General features: G+C 69.3%; 15 protein-coding genes. 9 read left to right on the top strand and 6 right to left on the bottom strand.

Going from position 1 to position 16,430, the window contains the following annotated elements; genetic code table 11:
• Positions 1 to 9 precede the first annotated feature (9 nt).
• From HHL11_RS01260 to HHL11_RS01250, 3 genes are all read right to left on the bottom strand, one after another.
• Positions 10 to 1,203 (bottom strand): sensor histidine kinase, encoded by a 1,194-nt coding sequence (locus tag HHL11_RS01260; protein ID WP_169416572.1) that lies wholly within the window; start codon positions 1,201 to 1,203, stop codon positions 10 to 12.
• An 18-nt stretch (positions 1,204 to 1,221) separates the two neighbouring features.
• Positions 1,222 to 1,935 (bottom strand): winged helix-turn-helix domain-containing protein, encoded by a 714-nt coding sequence (locus HHL11_RS01255; RefSeq protein ID WP_169416571.1) that lies wholly within the window; start codon positions 1,933 to 1,935, stop codon positions 1,222 to 1,224.
• A 136-nt stretch (positions 1,936 to 2,071) separates the two neighbouring features.
• Positions 2,072 to 3,451, bottom strand: a complete 1,380-nt coding sequence (locus HHL11_RS01250; protein WP_169416570.1) for an AmpG family muropeptide MFS transporter — start codon at positions 3,449 to 3,451, stop codon at positions 2,072 to 2,074.
• Between the two features lie 31 nt (positions 3,452 to 3,482).
• Here HHL11_RS01250 and HHL11_RS01245 point away from each other — a divergent pair, with 31 nt between their 5' ends.
• A complete protein-coding gene (locus tag HHL11_RS01245) occupies positions 3,483 to 4,310 on the top strand; it encodes a M48 family metallopeptidase (RefSeq protein WP_169416569.1) in 828 nt (275 codons plus the stop codon).
• Positions 4,311 to 4,315: 5 nt separating this feature from the next.
• On the opposite strand, the gene HHL11_RS01240 is transcribed toward HHL11_RS01245, so the two are convergent.
• Both HHL11_RS01240 and HHL11_RS01235 read right to left on the bottom strand, forming a co-directional pair.
• Positions 4,316 to 4,954: an MBL fold metallo-hydrolase gene (locus HHL11_RS01240; RefSeq protein WP_169416568.1), complete on the bottom strand. Its 639-nt coding sequence runs from the start codon at positions 4,952 to 4,954 to the stop codon at positions 4,316 to 4,318.
• A 20-nt stretch (positions 4,955 to 4,974) separates the two neighbouring features.
• Positions 4,975 to 5,490, bottom strand: a complete 516-nt coding sequence (locus HHL11_RS01235; protein ID WP_169416567.1) for a MarR family winged helix-turn-helix transcriptional regulator — start codon at positions 5,488 to 5,490, stop codon at positions 4,975 to 4,977.
• A gap of 211 nt (positions 5,491 to 5,701) precedes the next feature.
• Between HHL11_RS01235 and HHL11_RS01230 the strand changes: the two genes are divergently transcribed.
• The 7 genes from HHL11_RS01230 to HHL11_RS01200 are packed head-to-tail and all read left to right on the top strand — an operon-like array spanning position 5,702 to position 13,001.
• Positions 5,702 to 7,339 (top strand): tannase/feruloyl esterase family alpha/beta hydrolase, encoded by a 1,638-nt coding sequence (locus tag HHL11_RS01230; protein WP_169416566.1) that lies wholly within the window; start codon positions 5,702 to 5,704, stop codon positions 7,337 to 7,339.
• Between the two features lie 28 nt (positions 7,340 to 7,367).
• Positions 7,368 to 8,612, top strand: coding sequence for an acyl-CoA dehydrogenase family protein (locus tag HHL11_RS01225; RefSeq protein WP_169416565.1), 1,245 nt, complete (start codon positions 7,368 to 7,370; stop codon positions 8,610 to 8,612).
• Between the two features lie 16 nt (positions 8,613 to 8,628).
• Positions 8,629 to 9,543, top strand: coding sequence for a VOC family protein (locus tag HHL11_RS01220; protein ID WP_169416564.1), 915 nt, complete (start codon positions 8,629 to 8,631; stop codon positions 9,541 to 9,543).
• Positions 9,540 to 10,151 carry a flavin reductase family protein gene (locus HHL11_RS01215; protein ID WP_169416563.1) on the top strand — a complete coding sequence of 204 codons (612 nt, stop codon included), beginning with the start codon at positions 9,540 to 9,542 and terminating at the stop codon, positions 10,149 to 10,151. Before HHL11_RS01220 ends, HHL11_RS01215 begins: the two co-directional genes overlap by 4 nt.
• 39 nt (positions 10,152 to 10,190) lie before the next feature.
• On the top strand, positions 10,191 to 11,444 hold the full coding sequence (locus HHL11_RS01210; RefSeq protein WP_169416562.1) for an MFS transporter: 1,254 nt from the start codon (positions 10,191 to 10,193) through the stop codon (positions 11,442 to 11,444).
• On the top strand, positions 11,441 to 12,307 hold the full coding sequence (locus HHL11_RS01205) for a fumarylacetoacetate hydrolase family protein (protein ID WP_169416561.1): 867 nt from the start codon (positions 11,441 to 11,443) through the stop codon (positions 12,305 to 12,307). The genes HHL11_RS01210 and HHL11_RS01205 overlap by 4 nt, the downstream gene beginning before the upstream one ends.
• Before the next feature lie 19 nt (positions 12,308 to 12,326).
• Entirely contained in the window at positions 12,327 to 13,001 is a 675-nt protein-coding gene (locus tag HHL11_RS01200; protein ID WP_169416560.1) for a class II aldolase/adducin family protein, read from the top strand.
• 1 nt (position 13,002) lies between these two features.
• Here the strand turns inward: HHL11_RS01200 and HHL11_RS01195 are convergent, their stop codons facing one another.
• Positions 13,003 to 14,040, bottom strand: coding sequence for a LacI family DNA-binding transcriptional regulator (locus tag HHL11_RS01195; protein ID WP_169416559.1), 1,038 nt, complete (start codon positions 14,038 to 14,040; stop codon positions 13,003 to 13,005).
• A gap of 150 nt (positions 14,041 to 14,190) precedes the next feature.
• Here HHL11_RS01195 and HHL11_RS01190 point away from each other — a divergent pair, with 150 nt between their 5' ends.
• Entirely contained in the window at positions 14,191 to 16,416 is a 2,226-nt protein-coding gene (locus tag HHL11_RS01190; protein ID WP_169416558.1) for an arylsulfatase, read from the top strand.
• Positions 16,417 to 16,430: the final 14 nt, after the last annotated feature.

The raw sequence follows: 16,430 nt of genomic DNA, 5'->3' as shown, positions 1-16,430 counted from the left end.
TACTCCAGATTACATTTGCTCACATGGAAGCGTGAGCACGAAGCATGCCCCGCCGCCCGGGTTGTCCTCGCAATGCACACTTCCCTGATGCCTTTGTGTGATGGACCGCACAAGGGCCAAGCCCAGGCCGACGCCGCCCTCCCGCTCGCTGGCGCCGCGTAAACGGTAGAAGGGCTCGAAAATCCGCTCGCGCTCGGCCGGCGGCACGCCCGGACCCCGGTCGCACACCCGCAGCACGGCCTGCCGGCCGCTGCGCTGCACGGTCACTTCGACCGGCCCGCTGGTGTAGCGGCGGGCGTTCTCCAGCAGGTTGCGGATGGCCCGGCGCAGCAGCTTGGACACGCCCTGCACGACCACTGCCTGTTCGTCCGCCGTGGCGGCCAGTTCGGCGCCGGTGCGCGCGGTTTCCTCGGCGGCCAGGCCGGTCAGGTCGACCTGCTCGATCAGGCCCACGTCGCTTTCGCGCGCGTCCAGCCGGCTGGCCAGCAGGACTTCGTCGACCAGCTGGTCCAGCTCGGTGATGTTGCGGGCGATCTCGTCGCGGGCGCGCTCGGTCGAAGGCCCGCCCTCCATGAACTCCAGGCTCATGCGGATGCGCGCCAGCGGCGAGCGCAGTTCGTGCGAGGCATTGGCGAGCAGCGACTTGTGCGTCTTGACCAGCGTCTCCACGCGCTCGGCGGCGTGGTTGAAGCGGTGGGCCAGGAAGGCCACTTCGTCGCGGCCCCGCTCAGGCACGCGCACGCTCAGGTCGCCTTCGCCCCAGCGCTCGACGCCGCGGCGTAGTTCCTCCAGCCGCAAGGTCAGGCGCCTCACCACGGGGTAGCTGCCCAGGGCGACGGCCAGCCCCACCATCCCCAGCAGCCACAGGAAGCCTTCGGGCCCGCGCGGGATCCAGGGCCGTGCCCCCGGCCGGTCACCGGCCTGCCGCGGGCGCGGCGGCAGCTGCACGGTGATCGTGCGGCCGTCGTTCATCTGCACGTCGAACTCGACGCCCTGGCCCGGCACGCGCTGCGGCCGCACCATGCTCTGGCCCAGGATGGCGTCGTTCTGGTCGCGGATGATGATCTCGCGCATGGGCACCGGCTCGGTGTTCATGCGCCAGAGGTAGCCGAAGGCGATGGTCAACAGGCCGACCGTGACGATCACGGCCAGCCAGATGCGAAGGTAGAGGGGAAAGCGCCAGCGCGCGTTCCAGGAGGTCATGCCTCGACCATACCAGCCTCAATCCTGCTGCTTGGCGAAGACATAACCCACGCCGCGCACCGTGAGGATGCGCTTGGGGTTCTTGGGGTCGGCCTCGATCGCGGCGCGGATGCGCCCCATGTGCACGTCGATGGAGCGGTCGAAGGCTTCCAGCTCGCGGCCGCGCACGGCTTCCATGATCTGGTCGCGCGTCAGCACGCGGCCGGCGCGTTCCGCCAGCACGACCAGCAGGTCGAACTGGTAGGACGTGAGGTCGACCGGCTTGCCGGCCACCAGCACGGTGCGGGCGTCGCGGTCGATCTCGAGCGAGCCGAAGCGCATCATCTTGGCCGGCGCTGGCATGCCCTCGGTGCGGCGGCGCAGGATGGCGCGGATGCGGGCCAGCAGCTCGCGCGGCTCGAAGGGCTTGGGCAGGTAGTCGTCCGCGCCCAGTTCCAGGCCGACGATGCGGTCCATGGGGTCGCCCTTGGCCGTGAGCATCAGCACCGGCACCTTGCCGGTCTCGCCCGGCAGCGCGCGCACGCGGCGGCAGACTTCGAGGCCGTCGAGGTCCGGCAGCATCAGGTCCAGCACCACGAGGTCGGGTGCGGAGCCCGTGGGCGGCTCTTCGAGCAGGTGCAGGCCCGCCTTGGCGTCGGCGGCGTGGGTGAAGGCGAAGCCGGAGCGCTCCAGGTACTCGCCGACCATCTGCGCGAGGCGGCTGTCGTCTTCGATCATCAGGAGTTGCTGCATGAGTCTGGATGGTAATCATTGGGCCGCCACCGCGGGGCCCTTGCTTTACATGGTCTCCAGACCCCATGGCCGTCCATTGAACCCGCCGTAAAGTTAGGTAAACAGAGGTCTCGGGGCGCTGCCTCCCGACAGAAATTCACGCCTTGTGGCCGGATCCCTCGCGTCCGTGCATGCGCCACAGCAGCAGGAACAGGATCAGCGGCGGGATCGCCGTGAGGCCGGTGGCGATGAAGGACGTCGCGTAGGCGCCCAGCAGCCCGTAAGTCGGGGTCAACGAATCCACCGCCACGCCCGAGAAGCCCTTGAGGAACTTGCCCAGCAAGGCATAGACCGACGACAGCATCGCGTACTGCGTGGCGGTATAGCCCAGGCTCGTCAGGCTGGACATGTAGGTGACCAGGGCGACGCCCGCAAAGGCCTGCGCGAAGGAGTCGAGCGACATCACGGCGGCGAAAGTGATGTCGCTGGCATGCAGCGCGAGCAGCGCGAAGGCCGACGTGCCCAGGGCTTCCAGCACCAGGCCCAGGATCAGCGTCGGCAGCAGGCCGATGCGCAGCGCGGTCAGGCCGGCCGCGGCCAGCCCGACGAACGTGGCCACCAGCCCGAAGGAACCGCGCACCACCGCCACCGTGTCCTTGCTGATGCCGAGGTCGTGGTAATAGGGGTTGTACATGGGCCCCATGATGAAATCCGGCAACCGGTAGAGCGCCACTGCGAGCAGGATCACCAGCCCAGCCAGCTTGTGCTTGTGGAAGAAATCGACGAAGGGCCCGATGATCGCGTCGACCAGGCCGCGCCGCGTCCACAAGGGCGGCTTGGCCTGCAGGACCTGGTCGGCGCGCCGCGGCTCGAAGGCGAAGAAGGTCGCGACGATGCCCACCACCATCAGCACGGCCATCGCTACATACGACAGTTGCCAGCCGATACGCGCCGCTGCCGCGATGATGGCCGCGTCGGTGATCAGCAGCGCGATGCGGTAACCGAGTTGCGCCGCCGACGTGAGCAGGCCCACCTCCTCCTGGTCGGAGGCGGCCTCGATCCGCCAGGCGTCGATGGCGATGTCCTGCGTCGCCGAAGCAAACGCCACCAGCAGCGCGAAGGCGCCGATCACGCCCAGCCCGGCCGACAGGCCGACCACCGACATGCCGACCAGGCCGATCGCCACGAGGATCTGGCACAGCAGCATCCAGCCGCGGCGGCGTCCGAGGCGGCCGAGAAGCGGCACGTCCAGCCGGTCCACCAGCGGCGACCAGTACACCTTGAAGGCATAGGCGAAGCCGACCCACGACAGGAAGCCGATGGTCTTGAGGTCGGTGCCTTCGTCGCGCAGCCAGTAGCCGAAGGTGTTGGCCGTCAGCAGGAAGGGCAGGCCCGAGGAGAAACCGAGCGCAAGCATCATCGCCACCTTGGGCTGGCGCAGTTCGCGCAGCACCTGCAGGGCGGAGCGCTTGCGGCGCTTTTCGGGAGCCGGACTGGCAGGCGCGGTTCCGGCTGTACTGGCGTTAGGGTCTGACATGCGGCGACTTCTTCGTTTGTATTATTCAACCATGTGCCAGCTCTGCGATGCAAAACAGCCCGCTTCGCCGCGCCGCGGGTTCCTGATGGCGGCCATGGCGGCTGCTGCGGCGCCGGCGCTGGCGCAGGTCGACGTCGGCCAGCCTTCGCAGCTGCGCTCGCTGGTGCCGGCCGACGACCTGGAGCGCGCGGCCGCGCAGGAATACAGCCAGCTGCTGCAGCAGGCGCGCGCCAAGCACGCGCTGGCGCCGGACAGCCACCCGCAACTGCAGAGGCTGCGCGCCATCTCGCGCCGGCTCATCGTCGATGCGCCGCGCTGGAACCCGCGGGCGCGGGAATGGCGCTGGGAAGTGAACCTGATCGGCAGCGAATCCATCAATGCTTTCTGCATGCCGGGCGGCAAGATCGCATTCTTCACCGCCATTCTCGACAAACTCAAGCTCACCGATGACGAAGTCGCGATGGTGATGGGCCACGAGATGGCACACGCCTTGCGCGAGCACGCGCGCGAGCGCATGGCCAAGAGCCAGGGCACGGGCGCCTTGCTGTCGCTGGGCGCGCAGCTGTTCGGGCTGGGGCAGCTGGGCGACCTGGCGGCCAACGTCGGTACGCAGCTGCTCACGCTCAAGTTCAGCCGCGACGACGAGACCGAAGCCGACCTGGTGGGCCTGGAGATGGGCGCGCGCGCCGGCTACAACCCGGAAGCGGCCGTGAGCCTCTGGGAAAAGATGGGCCGCGTGTCCGGCAGCGATGCCGGAACGGCTTTCCTGTCCACCCACCCCAGCGGCCCGGACCGCATCGCCCGCTTGCGCGAGAACGTGCCGCGCGTGATGGGGCTGTACGAGCAGGCGAAGAAGTAAGGGCGTCAGGTCCCGCCGACGTAGGGATTCGTCTGCCGCTCGCGCCCGAAAGTGCTCTCCGGCCCGTGGCCCGGAATGAACACCGTCTCGTCGCCCATTGGCCAGAGCCGCTGCGTGATGCTGGCGATCAGCTGCTCGTGGTTGCCCTGCGGAAAATCGGTGCGGCCGATGCTGCCCGCGAACAGCACGTCGCCGACGAAGGCGCGCTGCATCTCCGGTGAGTGAAACACCACGTGCCCCGGCGTGTGGCCCGGGCAGTGCCGCACGTTCAGCACGTGGCCGGCCAGTTCCACCGTGTCGCCATCCTGCAGCCAGCGCGTGGGCACAAAGGGCTCGGCCGGCGGGAAGCCGAACATCGCGCCCTGCTGCGGCAGGCCGGTGATCCAGAACTGGTCGCCGGGATGCGGACCAATGATCGGCAGGTCCAGGCGGCGCGCGAGTTCCGCGGTGCCGCCTGCGTGGTCGATGTGTGCGTGGGTCTGCCAGATCTGTTCCAGCTTCAGTCCGTGCCGGTCGATCTCGGCGAGCAGCCGATCGAGGTCGCCGCCCGGGTCGATGATGGCGGCTTGCCTGGTCTGGTCGTCGTAGACGACGGAGCAGTTCTGCTGGAAAGGGGTGACGGGGAGGGTGAAGTAGCGGAGCATCTTTTCTCGCGGGGCCGGCCTCAATTGTCCCCGTCCAGCATGGCCATGTTCTCGTAGAGCCGATGCAGCATGTCCTTGAGCAGCGCGACGTGCTGCTTCGGGATGCCCGCAACGGCGACGCGTTCATAGAGGTGGGCCAGCGGGATGATGCGCTCGGTCAGCGCTACGCCCTCCGGCGTCAGGCTCAGGGCGAGCGCCCGCGCGTCCGCCCCGCTGCGGTCCCGCACGAGCACCTTGCGCTGCATCAGGCTGTCCACGGTGCGCGAGAGCGTGGACGGTTCGGCCGCGGTGTTCTGCGCCAGGTCCGACAGCCGTTGATGCGGCCTGTGGTGCAGCGACGCGCAGACGCGCCATTCCGTCAGGTTGAGATCGAAGGCCTTGAGCTGCTTCGAGAACGCCTGCCCCATGCGCATGCCGGCGCGCGCGACGAGCGCTGGGACGGCATGGTCCATGTCGAAGTCAAGCGCAGGCGCGCTCCCTTCTTCGCTGCCGCTGCGCGCCGCCTTGGCCGCCGTCCGGGAAGGCTCGGTTTTCATGGCGCCGATCGTAGCAAAGGGCCTGGCAACGCAGGGTAAACCCGCGCACTTATTGCTTGCAAACGCAAGTAATCTCCGCCCGTCGGTCTAGCGCATCTCCAATATTTAAGAGATACACGGCCCGACATATGCAGCAAATGCTAAGTTGCAAATGCAAGCGAAAAAAGTGGCCATCGCGCCCGCGGAACCGGGCGCCCACAAGGAGACAAGCATGCCGGTCAAGAGAGCTTCCTGGTCCCAAGCACGTTGCGCCGTCGTCCTGCTGGGCGTGGCAGCGCTCGCGCAAGGATGCGGAGGCGGCGACGACGCAGCCGCCCCCGCGGCCGATGTCACGAGCGCCAACATTCCGCCTGCAATCGCCTGCGCGAACCTGCAGGGCCTGCAGCTGGCGCACGGCACAGTGACCGCCGCGCAAGCCGTTCCCGCCGGGTCCTACCAGCCGCCAGGCAGTGCGACCGCTTTCGCGGGCCTGCCGGCCTTCTGCCGGGTCACGGCGACGCTATCGCCGGTGCCCGGCTCTTCGACTTCGATGGAGTTGTGGCTTCCGGCGACCGGATGGAACGGCCGCTACCTGCAGGTCGGCACCAACGGGTTCGGCGGCACCATCGCGTGGAACACGATGGCACCGCAACTGCAGCGTGGCTTCGCCACCGCTTCGGGGGACAGCGGCCACACCAGCCCGGGCGGCTTCAGCTCCAGCTGGTTCTTCGAATCGCCGGAGCGTTTTGCCGACTTCGCAGGCCGCAGCGTCCACGAGGTGGCCGCCGGCGCCAGGCAGGTCGTCCAAGCCTACTACGCGCAGGCCGCCCGCTACGCGTACTACAGCGGCACGTCGACCGGCGGCCGCGATGGCCTGCGCGCGGCGCAGAAGTACCCGACCGACTTCGATGGCATCCTGGCGGGAGCCGCGATCCAGCACTTCACGCGGGGTGCGACCCAGATGCTGTTCACGAGCCAGCGGCTGGCGCAAAGCGGCTTCCAGGGCGCGGCGGGGAACGCCTTGCTGAACCTGGTGCAAAGAACCGCGGTGGCGCAATGCGATGCCGCCGATGGTGTCGTCGACGGCATCATTCGCGACCCGCGGGCCTGTACCTGGGATCCGCACGCGCTGGTGTGCGCGGCAGGCCAGGACCCGGCCACCTGCCTCACGCCCGCGCAGGCCGATGCGGTGGCGGCAAGCACGTCGCCCCTGCGCGACCCGGTCACGCAGCAAGCCTTGTTCGTCGGCCAGACGATCTCATCGCAGGCGGACTGGATCAGCTTCATCGTGAACCCGGCCTATTCGCTGGCGGTGTACCAGATGGGCCTGGACGACCCGGCCTGGAATGGATCGACCTTCGACATGCATCGAGACCTGCCCTTGCTCGAGGCGGCGCTCAGCTCCAACAACGCGACCAACCCGGACCTTTCCGCCTTCCAGGCCGCGGGTGGCAAGCTGATCCAGTACCAGAGCTGGGAGGACGGCGTGGCCTTGCCGCAGGCGGCCTTGCAGTACTACGACCAGGTGCGCGATGCCACGACGGGCGGGGACCGGACGGTGCAACGCAGCTTCTACCGCCTGTTCATGATCCCCGGCACCTCGCATGGCGGCACCGGCCCGGGGCCGTACGACATCGGCCAGATCGGCCAGACGCCGGTGTCGAACGACGCGTCGCACGATGCCATCACCGCCTTGCAGGCCTGGGTCGAACGAGGAAGCGCGCCGCAGCAGTTCATCGCCACGAAGTTCAGGAACAACGACCGTGCGCAAGGCATCGCCATGCAGCGCCCGATCTGCCTCTATCCCAGCCAGGCTGTCTACAAGGGCAGCGGCGACACCAACGATGCGGGCAACTTCTCCTGCCAGTAGCCGCCGCATCCATCCCGAAGGAAATCGCATGACCCCAGAGACCGGACTTCTCGATCGCCCGCCGCGCGCCACGGCGGGCGCCCCCGCCACGCGCCCTGGCTTCGACGAACTGCTGCAGCGCGCACGCGAGCTGCGCCCCTTCCTGCGCGAGCGCGCCCAGCAGACCGAGCGCGACCGGCGCGTGGGCAGCGAGGTGAGCGGCCTGTTGAAGGAGGCAGGCCTGTACCGCGTCGTGCAGCCCCGCCGCTTCGGCGGCTGGGAATTCGGGCTGGAGGAGCTGCGCCAGCTGGCCTTCGAGCTGGGGCGCGGCTGCACGTCCACCGGCTGGTGCTACGGCCTGAGCGCGGCGAACGCCTGGACGCTGGGCATGTTTCCCGAGCAGGCCCAGGCGGACGTGTGGGCCGCCGACCCCGACGTGCTGCTGGCCGCCTGCATCGCGCCCACCGGCAAGGCAAGTCGCGTCGAGGGTGGCTACCGGCTGGACGGCCGCTGGGGTTTCGCGAGCAACTGCGACAACGCCGGCTGGCTGGCGCTGGGCACGATGGTGGACGACGGCTCGGGCCAGCCGCCGCGGCCCATGTACTTGCTGGTGCCGCGGGGCGACTACGAGATCGTCGACAACTGGCACACCGTGGGCCTCGCCGGCACCGGCAGCAAGGACATCGCCATCGAGCGGGAGGTGTTCGTGCCCGCGCATCGCAGCGTGAGCTTCGCGGACGTGCTGGAGCAGCAGGCGCCCGGCGCGCTAGTCAACGAGGCAGCGCTGTTCCGCATCCCCTTCCTGAGCGGCTTCCCGCCGCTGCTCGCCAACCCCGCCGTCGCCGCCCTGCAGGGCGCGCTGGATGAATTCGTGGACAGCGTCGCTGCGCGCACCACGCGCGGCGCCTTCGCCGGTGGCGGCTCCACGATCGCGCAGTTCGGCCACGTGCAGACGGCGGTGGCCGAGGCCGAAGCGGCGATCGACGCGGCGCAACTGATCCTGCAGCGCGATCTGCGCTCCGCCAGCGAGCTGGCGGCAGCCGGCGTGAAGCTCACCAAGGAGCAACGCATCGCGTTCCGTCGTGGCCATGCCTACGCGGTCAAGCTTTGCGTGCACGCCGTCAACGGCCTCTACGACGTGGTGGGCGGCACCGGCATCCACCTCGAAAGCGGCATCCAGCGGGCCTGGCGCGACGTCAATGCCGTGGCGCACCACATCAGCGTCAACTGGAACGCGGTGTCCACCATGGCGGGCCAGCTGCGGCTCGGCCTGCCGCCGCGCGGCCAGTTCTGAACCCGCAGGCACAGCCATGATCCGATACCAGAAATTCGGCCGGGTGGAACTGAACGTCACCGACCTCGCGCGTTCGCGGCGCTACTATGAGGACATCGTCGGCCTGCAGTTCGTGGAGCAGGGTCCGGAGGGCGAGGTCCTGCTGCGGTGCGACCACGACCACCACAACGTCGTGCTTCACGCCGCCGCCAGCGCCGGCCTGCGGGTGGCGGGCTTCGGGCTGGAAGACGAGTCCCAGTTCGAACCGCTGCGCGAGCGGCTGCGCGCGGCCGGCCTGGATGCGCGCGAGATCCCGCCGGCGCTGTGCGCCCGCCACCGGCAGCAGCGCGCACTGCGCGTGTTCGAACCCCGCGTCGGCGCGGTGATCGAGTTCTACCTGCCGCTCGCTGATACGGCCCGGCCGTTCCGTCCGGGCGTCGCGCGCATCCAGCGCCTGGGACATGTGGTGTTCAACACGCCGCGCGCCGCCGAGGCCATCGCGTTCTGGCGCGACGTGCTCAACTTCCGCGTGTCCGATGCGGTCGGCGAGATGGTCACTTTCCTGCGCGTGTGGCCCAATCCCTGGCACCACGGCATCGGCATTGCGTCAGCGCCGGAATACAGCCTGCACCACGTGAATTACATGGTGAGCGAGATCGACGACATCGGGCGGGCCCTGGCGCGCCTGCGCAAGGCGCAGTCGCCCGTGGTGTTCGGGCCGGGACGCCACCCGGCGTCCGAGAGCGTTTTCCTGTATTTCCTGGACCCGGACGGCCTGACGATGGAATACAGCTTCGGCATGGAAGCCTTTCCCGAGCGTTTCGCGCGCGAGCCGCGCCAGCTGCCGCTGGCGCCGGAGTGGCTGGATGCGTGGGGATCGGAGCGCGATCCGCGCTGCTTCACCGGCGCGGCCCCGAACGCGCCGCTCGAAGCCGCCATGGAGGGCGCATGAGCACCGCACGTGCCGCCACCCACGACGCGCTGGCCGCCGAACTGGCCTGGTGGACGGCCGCCAACGATTCCTTCGATGCCGCGGTCGCCGCTGCCTCGCTACCGGCGCCGGGTGACCTGCCCGTCGATCCGCGCGAATTGCGCAATGCGCTGGGCCGCTTCGCCACCGGCGTCTGCGTGGTGACGACGCGCACCGCCACGGGACAGGCGGCGGGCCTGACGGTGAACTCCTTCAGCTCCGTGTCGCTGGACCCGCCACTGGTCGCCTGGTGCCTGGGCCGCAAGGCGCCCAGCTTGCGCGCTTTCGCGCAGGCGGAACACTTCGCGGTGCACGTGATGGCGCAGGACCAGCATGCGCTGGCCATGCACTTCGCGCGGCCCGCCGAAGACAAGTTCGCTGCCGTGCGCGAGGCCTTCGAGCCGGGGCTGGGCGAAGTCCCGGTGCTGAAGGATGCGTTGGCCCGCTTCGAGTGCCGCAAGGCGTCGACGGTGGAGGGTGGCGACCACCTGATCTTCATCGGGCGGGTGGAGCGCTTTGCGTACGCGGACCGCGCGCCGCTGCTGTTCCACGCCGGCCGCTTCCTGGACCGCGGCGACGCCGCGGCCTGAGCTTTCCGTTCCCCGGTGCATCAACAAGAGGAGACAAGCGTGAACGTCTTTCGCAACCCCTGGTGGATCGTCTTCGGCTCCGTGCTCGGCCTGGTCGTCGGCAACGTCACCATCCTCCAGTTCTCCACCTCGGTCCTGATGAAACCCATCATGGCCGAATTCGGTTGGTCCCGCACGGTGCCCTCGGCGGCCGTGGGCCTCGGCTCCCTGTTCGCGGCGATCGCGACGCCCTTCGTGGGCCGCTTCATCGACCGGCGCGGCATCAAGCCCGTGACCCTGGCGGCCATCACGCTGTTCGCCCTGGCGACGGCGGCGATGGCGTTCGCGCCGGCCACGGCCTTCGTGTTCTGCGCGATGTTCTCGCTGGTGGGGCTGTTCAGCGGCGGCCAGGCGCCGCTGCCCTACGCCAAGTCGATCGCCGCGGCCTTCGACGACAAGCGCGGCATTGCATTGGGCGTCGCGATGACGGGCGTGGGCCTGGGCGCGGCCATCATCCCCAAGCTGTCGCAGGTCTACCTGGAGCACTTCGGCTGGCGCGGCGCCTTCCTGGCGCTGGGCGCGACGGTGTTCGTCGTGGCCTTCCCCGCCGTCGCGCTGTTCCTGCGCGAGCCCGCGGCCCGTGCCGCCCCGGGCCAGGCCGCCCCGGCGTTGCCCGGCATGGACGCCCGCGAAGTCGTGCGCAGCCGCAACTTCTGGATCATGGCGCTGGTCTTCACCTGCATCCCCGTGGTGGCCAACGGCATCATCTTCCACCTGGTGGCGCTGCTCACCGACCGCGGCATCCCGGCCGATCGCGCCGTGGCGGTGTTCGCCGCCATCGGACCCTCGCTGATCTTCGGGCGCCTGCTGTGCGGCTGGTTCCTCGATCGCTTCCACGGTCCCTACGTCGCCGTCGCCTTCATCGCGCTGCCGGCCCTGGGCGTGCTGGTGCTGCTCTCGGGTTCCGATCCCAAGGTGACCGCGGCTGGTGCCGTGTTGGTCGGACTGGGCCTGGGCGCGGAGGTGGACCTGATCGGCTACCTGCAAAGCCGCTACTTCGGCCTGAAGGCTTTCGGGCAGGTCTACGGCTACCTGTTCGCCATCTTCACCGTCGGCACCGGCATCGGGCCTTTCGTGATGGGCGCGAGCTTCGACGCGACCGGCTCCTACCGGCCGGTGCTGCTCGCCTTCGTCGTCGTGCTGGCCGCCGCAGCCGTGGCCATGCTGCGCCTGCCGCGCACCTATCCCTTCCCGGTGGCCCGCAGGGGCCTCGCCGCGGGTCGCTCCGAACCCTCCATTTCCCTGCAGGCATGAAACTCGTCACCTACAGCCACGGCGGCCGCACTTCGATCGGCAAGGTCGAAGGCGACCGCATCGTCGACCTCCCGTCCGCGGACAAGGCGCTTCCCGCCACGATGCTCGAACTGCTGCGCGCGGGGCCGGACGCCCTGGCCCGCGCGCAAGCTGCGGACGGCTCGCGCCACATGGTGCCGCTGGCGGCGGCCCGCCTGCAGGCGCCGCTGCCCAACCCCTCGAAGTACCTCGCGATCGGCATGAACTACCGCAAGCACGTCGCCGAGGCCGCGAAGGTGGGCGTGGCCACGCCGCCCACGCAGGTCTGGTTCAACAAGCAGGTGTCGTGCATCAACGGGCCCGGCGGCGAAGTGCACCTGCCGCGCGTGTCGGCGCAGCTCGATTACGAGGTGGAGCTGGGCGTGGTGATCGGCCGGCGCTGCCGCCACGTGAAAGCGCAGGAGGCGCGGTCCGTCATCGCCGGCTACACCGTGTGCAACGACGTTTCCGTGCGCGACTGGCAACTGCGCACGCAGACCATGACCTTGGGCAAGTCCTTCGACACCTGCGGCCCCACCGGCCCGTGGATCGTCACTGACGACGAAGTGCCGGATCCGCATGCCCTTGGCCTGCGCCTGTACGTCAACGGCGAACTGCGCCAGCAAGACGTGACCGGCAGCATGATCCACGACATCTACGCGCAGATCGCCTACCTGTCGACCGCCTTCACGCTGGAGCCCGGCGACCTGATCGCGACCGGCACGCCGTCCGGGGTGGGCGTGGCGATGGAGCCGCAGCGCTTCCTGCAGGTGGGCGACGTGATGCGGTGCGAGATCGACGGCATCGGCGTGCTGGAGAACCGCGTCGTGCCCGAGCCCGTGTGAGCGCATGGCCGCCTGTTCGATGAAAGACCTGGCTGCGCAGCAGCGCGACGTGCGCCTGCTCGCCCGCGCTTGCGACCGCGCGGGCCTGGCGACCGCCTACGGGCATTGCAGCGTGCGCCTGGACGCGTCGTCCTTCCTGGTGTGTGCGCCCAAGCCGATGGGGCTGGTGACGCCGCAGGACCTGGGCAGCATCGTCCACCTGGATGCGCCCCTGCCCGAAGGCGTGCTGGGAGAGGTGCGCATGCACCGCGAGGTCTATCGCCTGCGGCCGGATGTGAACGCGATCCTGCGCTTCATCTCGCCGCACGTGACCGCGCTGGCCGCCTTGGGCCGCACGCCGCGGCCCCGGCATGGCTTTGGCGCCTATTTCGCGCCGCAGGTGCCGCTGTGGCCGAACCCGGAACTGGTCCGCAACGATTCCGCCGCCGAAGGCGTGGCCCGCACGATGGGCAAGAACGCGGGCGTGGTGGTTTCCGTCAACGGCGCGCTGGTCGGCGGGGCCGACGTCGCGCAGGCGCTCACGCTGGCCATCTTCCTGGAGGATGCCGCCCGGGTGGAACTCTGCGCACTGCAAGGGGGTTGCGCCGACCAGGCGGGCCTCTCCGCCGAACAATGCGCCGCCCGCGCCACCTGGGCCGGGCGCGTGGCGGAGCGGCAATGGGAATACTGGGTCCGCGGCGATCCGGAGCAGTGAGCTAGGTGCCCGTGGATGCGTTGACGCCATCCCCAAACACCAGCGCCGGCTGGATCTCGATCACCGGCCGCTTGCCGGCCAGGCCGTCGTCGATGATCTGGAAGGCCTTGGCCAGCAGGCCCCGCACATCCTGGCGCACCATGATCAGCGGAAAGCGCAGGTGCATCGCGAACGGGTCCCAGTCGTAGCAGCCGAAGGTGCAGGCGGCCAGTTCCTCGGGTGGCAACTGGCTGAGGAAGCGCACCACGCCTTCGAGCGCGATCGTGGAGTTGATGAACAGCGCGCGCGGCAGGCCGCCCAGGTCGGCGTGCAGGGTGCGCACGGCGGCTTCGGCCAGCTCGCCTTCGTACCCGCACGGATTCAATTGCGCGGGCAGCACTTCGCCCAAGTGCGCCTGCACCGTGTCCTTGAAAGCTTCCATCCGCCGCTGCGTGGCGTAGTCCGACGCCAGTCCGCCCACGAAGTAGGGCCGGTTGCGCTTGCGTGAGCGCTGCGTGCGCGAGCGCGCGATCAATTGCTCGGTGAGTTGCCGCGCGCCCGAATAGTTGTCGGAGATGACGGACGCGGCCATCGTGCCGGGCAGGTCCACGTTGACGTGGGCGACCCCATGGCCGTTGCACACGCGGCTGACCGAGTCGGGGTCGGTCGCGCCGACCACCAGCAGGTGTTCGACGCGGTAGGAGATCAGCGTGCGCACGGTCTCGAGTTCGAGCGCCGGGTCGCGCAAGGTGCTGACGACGATCGGGTACCAGCCGCGCGCGCGGGCCAGCCCTTCGAACACCTGCGCCATCTCGCTGAAGAAGCGGTTGTCGTGCAGCGGGATGATCATGCCGATCAGGCCCGACCGGCTCTTGCGCAGGCCGCTGGCCTGGCGGTTGACGCTGTACTTGTGCGAGTCGGCCAGGTGCTGCACCTTCAGCGCGGTGGCTTCCGCGATCCGCCGTTCGCGCCAGTTGCCGCTCAGGACCGCGCTCACCGTGGAGGCCGAGACGCCGGCCAGGCTGGCCAGGTCGTAGATCGTCGACTTTCCGCTCTTCATGGGTCCCCTGTTCCTGCGCCCGCATTGTGCGCGTGCTGCTCGTGGCCGGCGGGGCACGGGAAAACCCTCGCAGCCTCCGGGCCTCGCGTGCTTAAGATCCGCACAATCGATTGCGCACTTTGCGCAGATTGTGCACCGCCTGAACCCCCAATGGCCTCGTCCCGACCCAAAACCGTTTTCGACGCCCTGCCCGCGTGGCCGCGTCGCCCCACGCCGGGACGCGCCGCTCCCAACATCGTCTGGGTCGTCCTCGACGACTGCGGCTTCGCGCAGCTTGGCTGCTACGGCTCCTCGATCCGTACGCCTGCCATCGACCGCCTGGCCGGCAAGGGCCTGCGCTACACCAACTTCCACGTCACGGCCATGTGCTCGCCCACGCGCACCTGCCTGCTGACGGGACGCAACCATCACGCGGCGGGCATGGGCTACCTCGCGGACTTCGACACCGGCTTCGACAACGCCCGCGGCGCGATCTCGCCGCGCGCCGCAACGCTGGCCGAAATGCTGCAGCAAGGCGGCTACGGCACCTATGCACTGGGCAAGTGGCACCTGGTGCCGCCGGCGGAGTGCAGCCCGGTGGGCCCGTTCGACAACTGGCCCACGCAGCGCGGCTTCAACCGCTACTACGGCTTCCTCGGCGGCGAGGAAGACCAGTACGCCCCGGAGCTCTGGTACGACCAGCACTACGCGCCGCTGCCAAAGCGCGAGGGCTATCACCTCAGCGAGGACCTGGTCGATCGCGCCGAGGAGTTCCTCTCCGACCACCTGGCCGCGACGCCCGAGCGCCCCTTCTTCCTCTACCTGGCCTTCGGCGCCTGCCATGCGCCGCACCAGGCGCCGCAGTCCTACCTGGACAAATACCGCGGCCACTTCGACGAAGGCTGGGACGCCGAGCGCGAGAAGGTGCTGGCGCGCCAGCAGGCGATGGGCATCGTGCCACCGCACACGCAGCTGGCGCCCAAGAACCCGGGCACGCGCGACTGGAGCTCGCTGAGCCCCGACGAACAGCGGCTCGTCGCGCGCATGCAGGAGGTCTTCGCCGGCTTCACCGAGCACACCGATGCGCAGATCGGCCGCCTGGTGGACTTCCTGGAAAAGCGCGACAAGCTGCGCGACACGCTGTTCGTGGTGCTGTCCGACAACGGCGCCAGCGGCGAAGGCGGCGACTTCGGATCGGTCAACGAGTACCGCTACTTCCTCGGGCTGCCGGACAGCCTGGAGGAAAACCTCGCGGACATGGACAAGCTGGGCAGCGCCTGGACCCACAACCACTATCCGTCCGCCTGGGCGCAGGCGGGCAACACCCCGCTGAAGTTCTACAAGAAGTACACGTTCGGGGGCGGCGTGCGCGCGCCCCTCATCGTGCACTGGCCCGCGCGCCTGGGCGAAGAGGGCGGCTTGCGCGAGCAGTTCCACCACGCCATCGATCTCGCGCCCACCATGCTGGACCTGGCCGGCGTTCCCGCGCCCACGGTGTACCGGGGCGTCGAGCAATTGCCCGTGCACGGCACGTCGATCGCCTACACCTTCGACGACCAGCAGGCGGCATCGACGCGGCACACCCAGTACTTCGAGATGGGCGGCCAGCGCGGCATCTACCACGAGGGCTGGAAGGCGGTCACCAACCACCGCTCCGGCGACGACTACGAAGCGGACCGCTGGGAGCTCTACGACCTGCGCAGCGACTATTCGGAATGCGTGGACCGCGCGGCCGACGAACCCGGGCGCTTGCAGCAGATGATCGCGCTCTGGTGGCGCGAAGCCGAAGCCAACCACGTGCTGCCATTGGACGACCGCGCACAGGCCCGCGCCTTCGCCCGCGACCCGGCCACCAGCAGCCGCGACAACTTCACGCTGTACCCAGGTGTGCGCCTGATGACGCCGAACACCGGCCCGAACTTCTCGCTGCGCCCTTTCAGGATCCGAGCGTACACCGAGCGCGCCGACGACAGCAGCGAAGGCGTGCTGCTCGCCTATGGGCGCCGCGCCGCCGGTTTCTCGCTCTTCGTGCAGGGCAACCGCCTGTGCTTCGACTACAACCTCGCCGGCCGTCACACGCTGGTGGTCGCCGACGCGCCGCTGCCCGCCGGCCCGCATGTCCTCGGCTGCGAACTCGTCATCGACGGCGACCAAGTGCGCGCGGAACTGACGCTGGACGATCACCTGCTGGTCGCCGCGAAACTGCCGATGGCCTTCCCGGCCGGCTTCGGCCTGCTCAGCACGCAGTGCGGGATGAACAACCCGTCGCCGGTGTCGGCGCGCTACGAGGCGCCGTACACCTTCAACGGCGGCCTCGACCGCGTGGAGATCGAACTCGGCGCGGCCGACAACGAAGCGGTGGCCGGCCTCTGGCACGCGGCCGTGCGCAGCCAATGACGGCGTCAACCAGC

This window comes from Ramlibacter agri (assembly GCF_012927085.1).
GTDB lineage: Bacteria > Pseudomonadota > Gammaproteobacteria > Burkholderiales > Burkholderiaceae_C > Ramlibacter > Ramlibacter agri.
This window is presented reverse-complemented; position numbering and strand designations above follow the sequence as displayed.